General features: G+C 71.1%; 12 protein-coding genes. 5 read left to right on the plus strand and 7 right to left on the minus strand.

Features of this window, described 5'->3' with window-relative positions:
* Positions 1-328: 328 nt before the first annotated feature.
* Positions 329-2,626 (minus strand): carboxypeptidase regulatory-like domain-containing protein, encoded by a 2,298-nt coding sequence (locus tag AB0B28_RS15410; protein ID WP_360121223.1) that lies wholly within the window; start codon positions 2,624-2,626, stop codon positions 329-331.
* A 317-nt stretch (positions 2,627-2,943) separates the two neighbouring features.
* On the opposite strand from AB0B28_RS15410, the gene AB0B28_RS15415 reads away from it, so the two are divergent.
* Complete coding sequence (locus AB0B28_RS15415) at positions 2,944-3,303, plus strand: sterol carrier family protein (protein ID WP_360121465.1); 360 nt, start codon at positions 2,944-2,946, stop codon at positions 3,301-3,303.
* Between the two features lie 241 nt (positions 3,304-3,544).
* Here AB0B28_RS15415 and purL read toward each other — a convergent pair whose 3' ends face one another.
* The 4 genes from purL to purB form a co-directional block, all read right to left on the minus strand.
* On the minus strand, positions 3,545-5,824 hold the full coding sequence (gene purL, locus AB0B28_RS15420) for a phosphoribosylformylglycinamidine synthase subunit PurL (protein ID WP_360121225.1): 2,280 nt from the start codon (positions 5,822-5,824) through the stop codon (positions 3,545-3,547).
* Positions 5,821-6,504, minus strand: a complete 684-nt coding sequence (purQ, locus tag AB0B28_RS15425) for a phosphoribosylformylglycinamidine synthase subunit PurQ (protein ID WP_360121227.1) — start codon at positions 6,502-6,504, stop codon at positions 5,821-5,823. The genes purL and purQ overlap by 4 nt, the downstream gene beginning before the upstream one ends.
* A complete protein-coding gene (gene purS / locus AB0B28_RS15430) occupies positions 6,501-6,761 on the minus strand; it encodes a phosphoribosylformylglycinamidine synthase subunit PurS (RefSeq protein ID WP_360121229.1) in 261 nt (86 codons plus the stop codon). The genes purQ and purS overlap by 4 nt, the downstream gene beginning before the upstream one ends.
* A 104-nt stretch (positions 6,762-6,865) precedes the next feature.
* Positions 6,866-8,296, minus strand: coding sequence for an adenylosuccinate lyase (gene purB / locus AB0B28_RS15435; RefSeq protein ID WP_360121231.1), 1,431 nt, complete (start codon positions 8,294-8,296; stop codon positions 6,866-6,868).
* Positions 8,297-8,397: 101 nt separating this feature from the next.
* On the opposite strand from purB, the gene purD reads away from it, so the two are divergent.
* The gene (purD, locus tag AB0B28_RS15440) at positions 8,398-9,618 is read left to right on the plus strand and encodes a phosphoribosylamine--glycine ligase (RefSeq protein ID WP_360121233.1); all 1,221 of its coding nucleotides are present in this window, start codon (positions 8,398-8,400) and stop codon (positions 9,616-9,618) included.
* A gap of 50 nt (positions 9,619-9,668) precedes the next feature.
* Here purD and AB0B28_RS15445 read toward each other — a convergent pair whose 3' ends face one another.
* On the minus strand, positions 9,669-10,883 hold the full coding sequence (locus AB0B28_RS15445) for an arginine deiminase (RefSeq protein ID WP_360121235.1): 1,215 nt from the start codon (positions 10,881-10,883) through the stop codon (positions 9,669-9,671).
* A 61-nt stretch (positions 10,884-10,944) separates the two neighbouring features.
* Here AB0B28_RS15445 and AB0B28_RS15450 point away from each other — a divergent pair, with 61 nt between their 5' ends.
* Positions 10,945-11,436 (plus strand): hypothetical protein, encoded by a 492-nt coding sequence (locus AB0B28_RS15450; RefSeq protein WP_360121237.1) that lies wholly within the window; start codon positions 10,945-10,947, stop codon positions 11,434-11,436.
* A gap of 104 nt (positions 11,437-11,540) precedes the next feature.
* Here the strand turns inward: AB0B28_RS15450 and AB0B28_RS15455 are convergent, their stop codons facing one another.
* A complete protein-coding gene (locus tag AB0B28_RS15455) occupies positions 11,541-13,421 on the minus strand; it encodes a hypothetical protein (RefSeq protein ID WP_360121239.1) in 1,881 nt (626 codons plus the stop codon).
* A gap of 281 nt (positions 13,422-13,702) precedes the next feature.
* On the opposite strand from AB0B28_RS15455, the gene AB0B28_RS15460 reads away from it, so the two are divergent.
* Together AB0B28_RS15460 and AB0B28_RS15465 are read left to right on the plus strand one after the other, a co-directional pair.
* Entirely contained in the window at positions 13,703-14,569 is an 867-nt protein-coding gene (locus AB0B28_RS15460; protein ID WP_360121241.1) for a hypothetical protein, read from the plus strand.
* Positions 14,570-15,100: 531 nt separating this feature from the next.
* Positions 15,101-16,063, plus strand: a complete 963-nt coding sequence (locus AB0B28_RS15465) for a hypothetical protein (RefSeq protein WP_360121243.1) — start codon at positions 15,101-15,103, stop codon at positions 16,061-16,063.
* The last annotated feature ends 10 nt before the right edge of the window (positions 16,064-16,073 follow it).

Consider the following 16,073-nt stretch of genomic DNA (forward strand, 5'->3'; position numbering starts at 1 on the left):
GCAGGCGGCAGGCGGCAGGCGGCAGGCGGCAGGCGGCAGGCGGCAGGCGGCAGGCGGCAGGCGGCAGGCGGCAGGCGGCAGGCGGCAGGCGGCAGCAAGGGATTGTCGGTGACTCGCGCGATCATTTGAACCGGGCCGATTGCGTCGCGAGGCGCGAGGCGCGAGGCGCGAGGCGCGAGGCGCGAGGCGCGAGGCGCGAGGCGCGAGGCGCGAGGCGCGAGGCGCGAGGCGCGAGGCGCGAGGCGCGAGGCGACGGGATCGTATTGCGCCGGTGTGAAACGAGAACGCCGCCGCGCCCTTTGGGCGCGGCGGCGTGCTTTGAGGCCTGTTACCAGGAGCGGGGGCGGTCGTCCCATTCGCCCCAGTTGCGGCGGTCGGAGCGGCGGGAGTCGGGTTGGTCCTCGTCATCGCGGTTCGGCTCGCCGCCGTAGGGGGCGGCCGGGGGTTGAGACTGGTTGCCGTGCTGGGGCATCGCGCGGGTCGCGCCGAACTCGCCGGTGGGCGGGGCCGGGGGCTGCTCGGGCGGTGCGTACGGGTCGCGGCGCATCGACTGGCTCGGATGCGGGTCGCTGCTCGGCGCGCTCGAGCCGAAGCCGCCGGGCTGGGAGCCGTAGCTGGACGCGCCGGGTTGGGACCCGTAGCTGGACTGGTCGGGCTGCGAGCCGAAGCTCGACGTTCCCGGTTGGGACCCGTAGCTCGACGCGCCCGGCTGGGAGCCGTAGCTCGACTGGTCGGGCTGGGACCCGAAACCGCTCGGCTGGGAGCCGTAGCTCGACGTCCCCGGTTGCGAGCCGTAACCGGCCCCGAAACCCTGAGCGGGCTGGCCGCCCTGCGGGGAGTAGCTCTGCGAGCCCGGGCCGTACTGCGGCGCCGATTGGGAGCCGAAGCCGGGCTCGGACGGCGCGCCGTGCGACCCGAAACCGGGTTCCGAAGGAGCGCCCGGGGCCGAATGCGAGCCGAAGCCCGGTTCCGACGGCGCGCCTGGGGCGATGCCCGGGTTCTGCGGGTCGAACATCGAGCCGGTCGAGGGCGGCGGGGTCGGGGACGGCGACGGACGCGTCGCGCCCGGGTCACTGCCGTAGGCGTTCGGGTGCGGCCGGGTCGCCCCGGGGTCCGAGAACGAGCTCGCGCCGGGGTGCGGCTGCGTCGCACCAGGGTCAGCGAACGAGCCGGCACCCGGATGGGACTGCGTCGCACCAGGGTCGGCGAACGACCCGGCACCCGGATGGGACTGCGTCGCCCCGGGATCGGCGAACGACCCGGCGCCCGGATGCGGCTGCGTCGCACCAGGGTCGGCGAACGACCCCGGTCGGTTCGTGCCCGCAGGCGGCTGCGCGCCGCGCGGGTCGGCGAACGCGCTCGGGGGCTGCGACAGGTTGGCCTGCGGCATGATCTGGGTGGCGTCGGCGCCGCCGGGGCCGCCCGGCTGCTTGACGACCGGGAGGATCGTGGTGCCGTCGGGGCCAAGCGGGCTCGGGGGCGCGCCGAATCCGGACTGCGGCATGACCTGCGTCGAGTCGTCGCCGCCGTAGGCGGGACCGAACTGGGTCGCCGCGCCGCCGTCGACGAGGCCGCCGGGGTGGATCATCGTCGGCGCGTCGGACCCGGGCGCGGGCCCGGCCTGGTACACGCCGGGCGAGCCGACCTGGGCCGCGGTGGGCTGGTGGTCGGGCGGGCCGTCGGGGGCGAAGTTGTCGTCGTCGTCCTCGTCCTTGTCGTCCTTGCCGCCGCGCAGCAGGAACACGATGCCGACGATGCCGCCGATGACGAGCAAAGCGCCGACCACGATGAGGAAGATCAGCGTGCCGGAGACGCCGCTCTCCTCGGGCTCGGGGGCGGCGACCTCCTCCTCGGTGGTGGGCGGCGGCGCCGAAGTCGGCGGGGCGCTCGATTCCTCGGCCTTGACCTCGGAGAGCGTGATCGTACGGGTGAAGGTGGTCGAGCCTTCGGGGACGTTGAACTCCTCGGTCTTGTCCTCGTAGCCGTCCTTGGTGATGACCATCTTCATGTCGCCGGCCACGAGCGGGTTCGAGCCGTCGCCGGTGAAGTTGAAGGAGCCGTCGCCGCCGGTGGTCTGCTCGTGGTCCCTGCCGTCGCCGTCGGTGAGCTTGATCTTCGCGCCCTCGACCGGCTCGGCGTTGGAGGTGACCTGCCCCGACAGCGAGGACATCGACGCGGCGGCCGCGCCGTTGACGGTGACGTTGAGTTCCTTGTCGCCGTTGTTGAACTTGACCTTGAACTTGCCGGTCTTCTGCTGCCCCTGCGGCAGGTCCGACTCGGCCATCGGGGTGATGCTGAAGGTCACGGTGCGCGAGTCGCCGGGGCCGATCAGGCCGCAGTTGAGGGTCGCGTCGCCCTCGGGGGTGCAGCCGCCGCCGTCGACGATGTTGACGTAGGCGTACGAGTCGAGCTGGCGCAGCACGCCCTCGATCTTGAGTTCCTTGCCGGCCGGGTCGTTGTGCGTGGCCCACACCGAGATCGAGACGTTGACCGGCGCGCCGCCGATGTCGATCCACGGGTCGCCGGTGTTGAACGCGCCGTCGAAGTTGCCCTGGGCCTGCGCGGCCTGCGGGAACGAGAGGACGCCGATGAGCAGCACCCCGAACGATGCGGCGAGGCCGAGCAAACGCGCACGCAGGCCACCCCGTCGCCCGCTCCGCGAGCGCGAGACGTTAGTCTGGGGCCCGTTCGGTGCAGCCGCTACGGTCATCTACATCCCCTCCTGGGCATGTGCCATCCAGCGCTCACTCGCGGCGATCTGCCACGGGCAGGCACGACGAACCCACGGAAGCGGGCCGACGTCGCCACTATGCCTGGTCTCGATTCGATCACGGGACCGGGGTGCGGCACGCGGGGAGCGCTCGAACATTCAAAAGCACGGCCGTTCGGCAACGGGCCGTAACGAGCAGTCTAACGTTCTCCGGAGGTTCCCCCGTGGACGCTGTGGCCGACGCCATCACCGCGATCGACGACGACGAGGTCCCCGAGCGCGGCGTCCTCAAGGACGCGGTGCGCGCTCTTCTCAAGGCCCTCGCGGAGAAGGCCCCAGGTCACACCGTGGAAGTGCGGGTGCCGCCTTACGGTGCGGTGCAATGCATCGAGGGGCCCAGGCACCGGCGCGGGACCCCGCCGAACGTCATCGAATGCGCCCCGCTGGTGTTCCTCGAACTGGCCACCGGGCGGCTCGACTTCGCCGACGCCGTGACGAAGGGCAAGGTCGACGCCTCGGGGCAGCGTGCCGACCTCTCGGCAGTGCTCCCGCTCACCGGCCCCGGTGGCGAAGCGCTCGACGCGGCCGAGTGAGCGCCGCTACCTCGCGCCGCACGATGCGGCTGCGTGAGCGCGATACCTCTTTATTAGGCGGCGTTTCGCCGCCGAGCGACCTTCACCATCCGCTGAGGGCAGAACCGTTCCCGCCCTTGGCGTTCGCCCCGCTACCTTTGAAAACCGGGGGCCCTAACCCAGAGGTCAGGCGGGCTTTCGGCGTGCGCCGAGAACACGACCGCCCCGGCGCTCGATGCGCCGGGGCGGTTTCAGGTTCGCGTCATTCGCCGAGGCGAGCGGCGATGCGGCCCTTCCAGGCCGCTTCGAGCTCGCCCTGAGTGAGGTCGAAGTGGTCCCTCAGGTGCAGCCCGTCGGTGTTCGCGTCGGTCACGCCCAGCGGCGTGATCGGCAGGCCGCGCTGCTCGCAAGCGGTGCGGACGGCGAGCTCCTGGCCGCGCGGGATCACCACGAGCACCCGCCCGGAGGACTCCGAGAACAGGTACGTGAACGGGTCGGCCCCTTCGGGAAGCAGCACCTGAGCGCCGAGCCCGGAGTGGCAGATCGCCTCCACCAGGGTCTGCGCGAGGCCGCCCTGCGACAGGTCGTGCGCGGCCGCGAGCTGCTCGGTGGACGCGAGGCGCGCGAGCAGTTCGGCGAGCTTCATCTCGTGGTCGAGGTCGACCTTCGGCGGCACCCCGCCGAGGTGGCCGTGCTTGACCTGCGCCCACTCCGAGCCCGAGAGCTCCTCGCGGGTCTCGCCGATCAGCGCGATCGTGTCGCCGGTCTTGCCCAACCCCAGCGGGATCCGCCGGGCCACGTCGTCGAGGACGCCGAGGACGCCGATCACCGGCGTCGGGTGGATCGCCTCGCGCCCGGTCTGGTTGTAGAACGAGACGTTGCCGCCGGTCACGGGGATGCCCAGCTTCTGGCACCCGTCGGCGATCCCGGTCACGGCCCGCTCGAACTGCCACATCACGTGCGGGTCCTCCGGGGACCCGAAGTTCAGGCAGTCCGAGACGGCGATCGGGGTCGCGCCGGTCACGGCGACGTTCCGGTACGCCTCGGCCAGCGCCAGCTGCGCGCCGTGATACGGGTCGAGCCGCGCGAAGCGGCCGTTGCCGTCCAAGGAGAGCGCGATGCCGACGCCGGTGCGCTCGTCGAGGCGGACCACGCCCGCGTCGTGGGGCGCGCCGAGGACGGTGTTGCCGAACACCGAGGAGTCGTACTGCTCGGTGATCCAGGACTTGTCGCACAGGTTGGGGCTGGCGGCCATGTCGAGGATGGTCTGGCGGATCTCCTCGTCGGTGGTCGGGCGCGGCAGCGTCTCGGCCCGGTCGACGGCGATGAGCGCGAGGTCGTTCGGTTCGGCGATGGGCCGGTGGTAGACCGGGCCCTCGTCGGCGAGCGACGCGGGCGGGACGTCGACCACGGTCTGGCCGTGGAAGTCCACGACCAGGCGGCCGGTGTCGGTGACCTGCCCGATCGCGGTGGCCAGCAGGCCCCAGCGGTGGGCGCGGGCGAGGACTTCCTCGGCCTTGGCGGGGTCGACGATGAGGAGCATCCGCTCCTGCGACTCCGAGGCGAGGATGTCGTGCGGTTCCATGCCCTTGGCGCGCAGTGGGACCAGTTCGAGGTCGACGTGCATGCCGCCGTCCCCGGCCGCCGCGGTCTCGCTCAGGGCACAGGTGAGCCCGGCGCCGCCGAGGTCTTGGACGCCGACGACGAGCCCGGCGTCGAACAGCTCCAGGCACACTTCGATGAGGAGCTTCTCGGTGAACGGGTCGCCGACCTGCACCGAAGGCCTGGCGTCGTCTTCGCCGGACTCGGAGAACGTGGCCGAGGCGAGCACGGAGACGCCGCCGATGCCGTCGCGGCCGGTCTTGGCGCCCAACAGGATCACCACGTTGCCGACCCCGCTGGCCTGCATCGACTGGAGGCGCGAGCGGGGCATGACGCCGACGCTCAGCGCGTTCACCAGGGGGTTCCCCTGGTAGCAGGCGTCGAAGTAGGTCTCGCCGCCGATGTTGGGCAGGCCCACGCAGTTGCCGTAGTGGCCGACGCCGTCGACCACGCCCGGGAGGACCCGGGCGGTGTCGGGGTGGTCGATGGCGCCGAACCGCAGCGAGTCCATGACCGCGATCGGGCGCGCGCCCATCGCGATGATGTCGCGGATGATGCCGCCCACGCCGGTGGCCGCGCCCTGCTTGGGCTCGACGTACGACGGGTGGTTGTGCGACTCGACCTTGAAGGTGACGGCGATGTGCTCGTCGATCGCGACCACGCCGGCGTTCTCGCCGATCCCGGCCAACAGGCGCGGGGTCTTCACGTTCTTCTCGCCGAACTGGCGCAGGTGCACGCGGCTGGACTTGTACGAGCAGTGCTCGGACCACATGATCGAGTACATCGCCAGCTCCGACTGGGTCGGGCGGCGGCCGAGGATCTCGCGGATGCGCTGGTACTCGTCCTCTTTGAGCCCCAGTTCGGCCCACGGCTGCTTCTCGTCGGGGGTCGCGTCGGCCACGCCGACGGTGTCCACCGCGGTGTCGAGTTGCCTGCTCATCGGCTCGCTCCCTCGCTGAGATGGGCCAAAACGGAGGCGATCAGCCCCAGGCCGTCGGTCGACGGCCCGGTGAGCGCCTCCACGGCGTGCTCGGGGTGGGGCATGAGGCCGACCACGTTCCCGGCCTCGTTCGACACCCCGGCGATGTCCCTCATCGACCCGTTCGGGTTGTCGAGGTAGCGGAACACGACCCGGCCCTCGCGCTCCAGCGCGTCCAGGGTCGCCTCGTCGGCCACGTAGCGGCCCTCGCCGTGCTTGGCGGGGAAGACCGTCTCGGTCCCGGCCGCGAACGCCGAGGTCCACGCCGTGCGGTCGGTCTCCACGCGCAGGCGCGCGGGCCGGTTGCGGTAGCGCAGGTGGGCGTTGCGCACCAGGGCGCCGGGCAGCAGGTGCGACTCGCACAGGACCTGGAAGCCGTTGCAGACCCCGATGACCGGCATCCCCTCGGCCGCGGCGGCCTTGACGGTGTCCATCACCTGGCTGAAGCGGGCGATGGCCCCGCAGCGCAGCGCGTCCCCGTAGGAGAACCCGCCGGGCAGCCACACGGCGTCGACGCCGTGGATCTGCGCGTCGTCGTGCCACAGCGCCACCGGCTCGGCGCCGCCCAGGTAGACCGCGCGGGCGGCGTCCCGGTCGTCGAGCGAACCGGGGAACGTGACGATCCCGATGCGCGCGCTCATGCCGCCTCGACGGCTTCGGGCTCGACGAACACGGTGAAGTTCTCGATCACGGGATTGGCCAGGAGCTGGTCGGCGATGATGCGCGACTGCTCCTCGACGTCCTGGGCGTTCTCGTCGAACTCGATCTCGACGCGCTTGCCGATCCGCACCGACGCCACATCGGTGACACCGAGTCGGGGCAGCGCCCCGAGGACGGCCTCGCCCTGGGGGTCGAGGATTTCGGACTTCAGCATCACGTCGACCACTACACGGGCCACGGTCGCACTCCTGTCGGTCACATGGACGGAACAGGCCAAGCATATTCACGCGCAACAGCCCGGACCAGCGCCGCGCTGACCGAACCGTGCCAAGTCACAGCGACTCAGAGAATCCCGCCGGGCCGGTACGCGGCCGCTTCGGGGTGCGCTTTCGCCGCCGCGGCCACTCTTTCGGCGACACGGTCGACCTGATCGCCTGCGGCGCCGGAGAATTCACCCGTATTCGCGACGAGGGCGTCCAGTCCGGCCCGGTCCAGCGGCAGCCGCGCGTCGGCGGCGAGGCGGTCGAACAGGTCGTTGGAGCGCTGGCCTTCCTCGCGCATGGCGCGGGCGACGGCGACGGCGTGCTCCTTGATGGCCTCGTGGGCGTCCTCTCTTCCGGCGCCCTGCTTGACGGCCTCCATGAGGACCTTCGTGGAGGTCAGGAACGGCAGGTAGCGGTCGAGTTCGGCGCCGATCACGGCCGGGTAGGCCCCGAAGTTGTCGAGCACGGTGAGGAACGTCTCATAGAGGCCGTCGACAGCGTAGCAGAGGTCGGGGAGCGCGACGCGCCGGACCACCGAGCAGGACACGTCCCCCTCGTTCCACTGGTCCCCCGCGAGCTCGCCGAGCATCGCGGCGTACCCGCGGGCGACGACCGCGAGGCCGTTCACGCGTTCGGAGGAACGGGTGTTCATCTTGTGCGGCATGGCCGAAGAGCCGACTTGGCCGGGCATGAAGCCCTCGGTGGCGAGCTCGGCCCCGGCCATGAGCCGGATCGTGAGCGCCGCGCTGGAGGGGGCGGCGACGGCCTGGACGAGCGCGGTGCCGGTCTCGTAGTCGAGCGAGCGCGGGTAGACCTGCCCGACCGAGTCCATGACGCGTTCGAACCCGAGGTGGGCGGCCACGCGCCGTTCGAGCTCGGCGAGTTTCGCGGTGTCGCCGTCGAACAGGTCGAGCATGTCCTGGGCGGTCCCGACCGGGCCCTTGATGCCCCGCAGCGGATACCGCTTGAGCAGGTCCTCGATCCGGTCGTACGCGGCCAGGAGCTCCTCGGCCCAGGTCGCGAAGCGCTTCCCGAGGGTCGTGGCCTGCGCCGGGACGTTGTGGCTGCGGCCGGTCATGACGGTGTCGCGGTACTGCTCGGCGCGGGCGGCCAGGCGCACCAGCGCGGCCACGATGCGGCCCCGGACGAGTTCGAGCGACTGGCGGACCTGCATCTGCTCGACGTTCTCGGTGAGGTCGCGGCTGGTCATGCCCTTGTGGATGTGCTGGTGCCCCGCGAGGTCCGAGAACTCCTCGATCCGCGCCTTCACGTCGTGTTTCGTGACACGTTCGCGCTCGGTGATCGAGTCGAGGTCGACCTGGTCGATCACGCGCTCGTACGCGTCGATCACCCCGTCGGGGACGGTCACGCCGAGCTCGTGCTGGGCGCGGAGCACCGCGACCCACAGGCGCCTTTCGGCCTTGATCTTGCCGACGGGGTCCCAGATGTCGCGCATCGGCGCGGAGGCGTAACGCTCGGCGAGCACATTCGCAGTCACGCGGCCAATCATGGCACTTCTCACTGTGCGGTCGCGCGCTTCATGCTCCCGAGTAGCGGGAACCACTCGGCGTGGCGGTTAACCAGCACGTATCCGCCCCGTAAACTGGCGGAGTGCGAGTACTCCTGATCGGCTCCGGCGGCCGCGAGCACGCCCTCGCGGCGGCCCTGGCCGAGGACGAATCCGTCACCAAACTCATCTGCGCCCCCGGGAACCCCGGCATGGCCTCACTGGGCGAGTGCGTCCCGGTGAACCAGACCGACCCCGCGGCCGTCGCCTCCCTCGCGGTCACCGCCGCGGCCGACCTCGTCATCGTCGGCCCCGAGGCCCCGCTGGTCGCGGGCGTCGCCGACGCGGTCCGCGCGAAGGGCATCCCCGTGTACGGGCCCAGCGGCGCCGCGGCCCGGATCGAGGGCTCCAAGGCCTTCGCGAAGGAGATCATGGCCGCCGCGGGCGTGCCCACCGCCGCCGCGCGGGCCTGCAAGACCCGCGAGGAGGCCGAGGCCGCGCTCGACGAGTTCGGCGCGCCCTACGTCGTCAAGGACGACGGCCTCGCCGCCGGCAAGGGCGTCGTGGTCACCGAGGACCGCGCCCAGGCCCTCGCCCACGCCCTCGAATGCGACCGGGTCGTCATCGAGGAGTACCTCGACGGCCCCGAGGTCTCCCTGTTCGTCATCTCCGACGGCCACACCGCGAAGGCCATGCTCCCCGCGCAGGACTTCAAGCGCATCGGCGACGGCGGCACCGGCCCCAACACCGGCGGCATGGGCGCGTACAGCCCCCTCCCGTGGGCCCCCGACGACCTCGTCGCCGAGATCATGGAACGCGTCGCCGAACCCACCCTCGCCGAACTCGCCGGGCGCGGCATCCCGTTCGTGGGCACCCTCTACTGCGGCCTGGCCCTGACCGCCAAGGGCCTCAAAGTAGTCGAGTTCAACGCCCGCTTCGGCGACCCGGAGATCCAGGCGGTGCTCGCGCTCCTGGAGACCCCCCTGGGCACGCTCCTCCACTCGGCGGCCACCGGCAAACTCGCCGAATTCGGCCCGCTGTGGTGGCGCGAAGGCGCCGCCGTGTGCGTCGTGGTCGCCAACGAGGGCTACCCGGGCACCACGGTCACCGGCCGCCCCCTCTACGGCGCCGACGCCGACGGCGTCCTCCACGCCGGCACCGCCCTCGACGCCACCGGCCAACTCATCGCCACCGGCGGCCGAGTCCTCGGCTGCGTTGGCACCGGCCCCTCAGTGGCAGCGGCCCGCCAAGAGGCCTACTCGATAGCCGAAGGCATCAAACTCGAAGGCGCCTACCACCGAACCGACATCGCCGCGAACATCTAAGCGAACGAAGAAGGCCGCGAACCCGGTTGGGTTCGCGGCCTCCTTCGTGCCTACAGGCCCTCTCGGATCGAGGGGCAGGACATGCATCTGGGGCCTCCTCGGCCGGAGCCGAGTTCGGAGCCGGGGATGGTGAGGACTTTGACGCCGGCCCTTTCGAGGCGGGCGTTGGTGACCGTGTTGCGTTCGTAGGCGACCGCGACGCCGGGGGCGAGGGCGAGGGTGTTGTTGCCGTCGTCCCATTGCTCGCGTTCGGCGGTGACCACGTCGCGTTCGCCGGTGTGGATGATCTCGATCCGCTCGACGCCGATCGCTTCGGCCGCGGCGTCGAGGAAGCGCCTGGGGCCCTTGACGTCGAGGGACTCGCCGTTGTCGGCGCTGGTGAGCGTGTACGCCTCCAGGCGCTGCGCGGCGGGCGCGTAGATGACCATGCGGGAGCGGTCGACCATGGTGCAGACCGTGTCCAGGTGCATCGTGGCGCGGCGCTGCGCGATCGGGACGGCCAGGACCGTGCGAATCGTGCCGCGCTCGAAGGCCTTGCGCGCCAGGCGTTCGACGCCCGCGGGAGTGGTCCGCTCGCCGACCCCGACCGCGAGGACGCCGGGGGCGAGGGCGAGCACGTCGCCGCCTTCGAGGTGTTCGAGCGACGGGTCGTAGATCTTCGGGACGTCGGCGAAGCGCGGGTGGTGGTGGTAGATGATCCCCGTCAGCGTGGTCTCGCGGCGGCGCGCGGGCATCGCGAGGCTGGTCACGGCCACCGCGTCGCCGATCCACACCGAGGAGTCGCGCGTGAACATCATGTTCGGGAGCGGGTCGATCACGAACTCGGTGGGGCGCATCATCCTGTGCCGCAGGCTCTGCGAGGACCCGAACTCCTCCTTGGTGAGCCCCTCGACCAGGACCGCGGCGAGCCGCTCGGGGCTCAGGTCGGCCAGGTGCGCGGCGAGCTCGCGGTGCAGCGTGTGACCCAATCTCGGGTCGGCGGTGACCGAGACGGTGACCGCCTCGCGGGCCTCGGCCCGCTCGAAGCACTCGGCGAGCAGGGAGTTCACGTAAAAGACCTCGACGCCGTGGTCGAGGAGGACCCGCGCGAACTCGTCGTGCTCCTCTTGCGCGCGTTCGACCCACGGGAGCCCGTCGAACAGCAGCGCACCGGTGTTGCGCGGGGTCAGGCGGCGCAGTTCGCCGCCGGGCCGATGGAGCATGACACTGCGAAGGCGGCCCACTTCGGAGTCGACTCCGTACACGGGCGCGTCGTTGGCACTCATGACCTGAGGGTAGACGCGCGGAGGATGAAGATCAACTTATCTCTGTTAACGTTGAGGGACTGTGCGTGACGCCAACCCCCGGGACGCCCAATTGACACAGCTCGAACTCGTGATCCCGCTCCGCGCCAACGCGCCTGGGCCCGACGGCCGCAGGCTCGACCCGGCGCTGTCCACCTGGCGCACCGCCGTGGCCGCGAGCGCCGACGCCTGTCTGCTGCTCTCGGCCGACACCCGGATCGTGGCGATCTCCCGCGCGGCCCGGTACGTGCTCGGGTTCTCCGCCGAGGTCGAGGTGTCGATGCCGCGCTTTCTCGATGCGGGCCTTCGGTTCCTGGACTTCACGGCCGGCGCGCATCCGCTCGTGGACGCCGAGCTCGCGCGCCTCGCCCCGGTGCAGGCCCTCCAGACCGACGCGCTGGAGCGCAGCCTCATCCGCATCGAACTCCAAGGCGTGCACCGCACCTTCGACGTGACGGCCTCCCCGCTCCACTCCCCGCCGCGCCTGGACGCGGTGGGCGCGCTGGCGTTCCTCAACCCGATGGGCCCGACTTGAGCGCGTGAATCCCACTCACAAAAAAGGGCATGTCGGACCCTGGGAGTATTTTTAAATCAGGGGGCCCCTAAGGGACATATCCGATATTTCGGGAATGCGGTGATTCAATCGTTCGGATTGAGGTCGTAGATGATCGCCGACTCGGTGCGTTCGACGTCCACCCCGAACGGTTCGGCCTCGGTGTCCAGGCCCGCCCAGTCGGTGCCGGGAAGCTGGCCCGGGAGGACCACCACCGTCTCGATCCCCGCCTCGCGCAGCGAGTCCAGCGCCGCGTCGTCGGGGAAGCCCATCGACATCGAGCGGATCCCGGTGAGCTCCAACGGGGTGAACGCGGCGCTGCCGTTCGCGGTCTCCACGAAACCGTCGAGCGTCCAGAACTGGACCTTCGTGTCGCCCCCGCCCGAAGGCAGGAACAGCACCGGGCCTTCGAGCTCCGACATCGCCACCGGCGCCTCCGGCGGCGCCCAGTTCTCCTCGACCGGGACGCCTTCGGCCAGGATCGGGATGAGCGGCAGGAACAGAAGAGCATGGACGCGCCGCGGCGCGCGGACCCGCAGCCGCTTGTCCACTCTGGACTCGTGTGCGACCCGGTCGGCCTCGTCGGCGATCTGGCTGAGCGTCCCGGCGGCGAGGATCGCCAGCAGGATCGTCATGTACAGCACCAGCCGCCCCGGCGTGCGGATCGCGTCGAACCCGGGCGCGTAGTCGTAGAGCAGCCGCCACGCCCAATCGCCGTCGTCGAGGAAGTTCGGCCCCATCGCCAGCGCGAACAGCACGCCGGTGCCGAGCGCGAGCCAGATCCGCTGCCAGCGGCTCCAGCACGACCACATCAGGCCGGCGACGGCCAAGGCCAGCAACGTGAATCCGACGAGGAGCGTCTGCTCGGGCGGCCAGGTCAGTTCGGCGCGGGCGGCCTCGTGGGCGGTGCCCCACAGGCGCGACTCCTCGGGCGCGATAATGAAGCTCTGCCAGGTGGGGCTGAACCAGCGCACGTACTCGTAGTCGCGCACGGTCTCGGGATGGGCGTTGGCGACCGCGGCGTGCTTGTCGGCGATCCACAGCACCCCGAGGCTGAAGACGGTGCCGCCCAGGCCGTTCGCGGCGAGGGTCTGCCAGCGCAGGGCCGGTCGGCGCACGAGCCAGATGCAGCCGACCACGACGCCGATCGCGAGCAGCACGTACACGAACGTGAGGCCGAGGGCGACGCCGATCGCGAACTGCCACAGGGCCACGAGCCATCCGGCGATGATCCAGCCGGGCCGTTGGCGTTCGGGTTTGAAGCCGTGGCGCATGGACCAGCCGTGGCCGCGCGCGAGCATCGCCAGGGCGAGGACGATGCCGCCGGAGGACAGCACGTTGAGGTGTCCGAGGTGGGCGAGTTTCCAAGGGGCGTAGGCGAACGCGGCGGCGCCGACGGCGGAGGCGGCGACGCGGGCGCCGAGTTGGCGCAGGAGGGCGTACATGCCGAGGAACGCGAGGGCGAAGGAGCCGATGAACAGCAGGTTGTAGACGACCAGGACGCGGGTGGCGTCGGTGGCCAGCAGCGCGGCGGGCGCGAAGCCGAGGAGGGTGTCGGTGAACAGCAGCGAGTCGGTGGCGGGCCAGAAGGTGTTGGTGTCCCAGATGCCGCCGGGGTCGGTGCGCAGCGCTTCGGAGAGCCAGCCGAGCGTGTAGGCCTGGAGGAGCGGGTCGCCGAGGTCGTGCGGGATGACCTGGTGGAGTTGCCCCGCCAGCGGCCAGGTCATGGCGACGGCGAGCAGGATGCTGACGAGGGTGGCGATGGTCCATTCGCTGCGGGCGCCTCGGGCGAGGCGGCGGCCGGTGCGGCGGAGCCTGCCTGCGGGCGCTCGGTCCTCGGCGGGGGCGTCGCCGGTCTCGGCGAAGCGCTGCCAGCGTTCGTGGTCCGCTTCCGGGGCTTCGGTGGCGCTGGGGGCCGCGGCCTGGGGCCGGGGCCCTTCGCCGGATTCGGACTCAAGTGTGGACATGGGGTTCCCGCGGTCTCGCTCGGTGCTGTCAGCCACATCCTACGGACGGTCGCCTACCCCGACTCGCCCGCATGTGAATCGTCCGGGGCGCGGACCGTCACCTTTTCGGCTTCGGCTCGTTGAAAGTGGTTGAGACCTGATTCCCGTTGACGATCGGGTCGGCATTCTGTCATCGCGGCACTTGGAGAGACGTAGGCATGGGAAGACACACCTCGAAGCTGGGTCAGCAGTCACGGGCTCAGACGCGTCGTCCTCTGCCGTATCCGGTGAACGACGGCCGGGTGGCGCCGAGGATCCAGGAGGCGGTCGAGCGTCGGGCGCATCGGCGCCGGACCCGGTTGGCGGCGTTCTCGGCGGCGTCGATGCTGGCGCTGGGCGGCGCGGCCGCCGGGGTGAGCATGGCCACGGCCGACGAGCAGGAGTCCGGCCGCGGCGGCGAGGTCGTCTTCAGCGGCGACTGCGGGGTGCTGGGTCTGGTGTCGGCCACGTCGAGTCCGGACTCGTCCGAGGTCACGGTCGAGCAGGGCTCGCAGGTGCGCTACCGCAACGATCTGGGCACTGACGCGAAGCTGCATGTGGGCGACGAGGTGTACGAGATCGGCAAGGGCGCCACGCAGGTGTTCGTGATGAACCGCTCGGCCGAGGTGGCGATGGTCCCCTCGTGCGCGGGCCTGTTCGCCGAGTACAAGTCGGCGCAGGTGAACGTGGTGGAGGCGCAGTCCGAGGAAGCCCCGGTCGAGGACCGCGAGGACTCGGAGACTGACGTGCGGACGCTCCCGGCCCCTGACTCCGATGAGGGCCGGGACTCCTCTTCGTCGTCGTCCACCGAGGGCGGGTCGCAGTCGCAGCCTGATGCGTATGATGCCGCGGGCCAGCAGGGTCCCGAGGGTGAGGACGGGGCCGAGGCGGAGGCCGAGGAGCCCGATGCCGAAGAGACCGAAGAGGTGAACGCGTTCGGGCCGCCCCCGGGTCAGGACACTGACGCGGCGGCTGACGACTCGGCCGTGTCTGACGAGGTCGTGGCGGTGGACCCGAAGGCCGTGGCCGACGGGGCGAACGGGCTGTTGGCCCTGGTCGCGATCATCTGTCTGGTGGGTGTGGCGGCCGCGGTGGCCCGCACCCTGTTGAAGCAGCGGGTGACGGCGTGATCGCCGTCGCCGCGCAGGCCCCGGCGCCGCAGGCGGCCGTCTCGGCCGGTCCCGTGCACCACTCCCCGGCCTGGCCGGGCGGGCGGGTGCGGAACCGGCGCGAGCGGCAGCGGGCGGCCCGGTGTCTCACCGGGCCCGATCCGGCTCGTACCGCGCGTTGGTCGCGGCGCAGGCCGGAGGGGAACGGCACGGTGGAGTCTCCGTGAGGCACTGCGGCTCGGGCGAACGTCGATGGTCAATTCCTCCCCAGGTCCCACCGCGAACGTCCGGACCAGTGCCTCACGGCCCCACCGAGACATGAATCACTGAGCGAAGCGTCCGTCACCGGCGGGCGCTTCGCCGTTTGCCGGGCCCGCCGCGCCGAGGCACGATGGGGCGGCAGGGGCGTTCGGGGCGACCGGACCTCCACCGATGCGCAATCGTTGCGAAACTCTCGAATGCACCTGCTTGTGAAGGCGACTGCACCTGCTTTAGCGTGGGCCGCAGCAACGCTTCCGCTCCCCCCCATCGCGTGACAGTCAGGTTCCCTCTGTGTCTGCAAAACCCGCCTCGCGGCGGCTCTGGCCCTTCATCGCCGTGCCCGCCTTCGCCGTGCTCGTCGCGGCCGTGATCTACATCGGCCCGTTCTCAGGCGACGCCGGCGGTTCCGGCGGTTCTGTCGACGTGCCGTCCAAGGACGCCCAGGCCGCCGACGACTCCGCGCTCCAGCCGTCCGAGGAGCAGTTGCACGAGGCCGCGCAGGCCCAGTTGCAGGCCGCGCTGGACCAGGCCGTGGACGATTATCTGGCCGAACTGGACGACGAGAACTTCTACGCTTCGATCGCGGTGGACGACGGGACGTTCCGGCTCGACTACGAGGGCGAGGTGCAGTACGACACGGCCTCGGTGGTCAAGGTCGAGATCCTCGCGATGGTGCTGGAGGAGTACGGGACCCTCGACCAGGTGCCGGGCTGGCTGCTCGACCGGGCCGAGCTGATGATCCGCAACTCCGACAACGACGCGACCAACGACATGCTCTACGGCGGCACGTTCGACGACGGGCACGACGCGATCGCCCAGGCCCACATCGACTACGAGCTGGCCGCCACCAACCCGCACGAGACCGAGCGGTGGGGCATGACCCAGTCCACCGCCGTCGACCAGCTGCGGGTGCTTGAGCTCACGCTGTTCGAGGAGGGCGGGGTGCTCGACGCCGAGCAGGTCGAGTACGCGCGCTCGCTCATGGGCGACCTGGCCCCGAACCAGCAGTGGGGCGTCTCCGCGGCGGCGCTGGAGGACGAGTCGGTGTGGATGAAGAACGGGTGGGACACCCGCGACTTCCTCGGCGGCGAATGGGTCGTGAACTCGATCGGTGTCGTCGCCGGGGACACCGAGCGCCCGATCGAACTGGCGATCTTCACCGGCGGTTCGGCCTCCGATACCGAGGGCATCGAGCGGGTCGAGGAGCTCGCCGAGATCGTGCGCGGCGTCATCGACATCGACCCTTACGCTTAGCTCACCCGAA

Origin of the sequence: Glycomyces sp. NPDC046736, from assembly GCF_040645615.1 — a bacterium.
Classification (GTDB): domain Bacteria; phylum Actinomycetota; class Actinomycetes; order Mycobacteriales; family Micromonosporaceae; genus Glycomyces.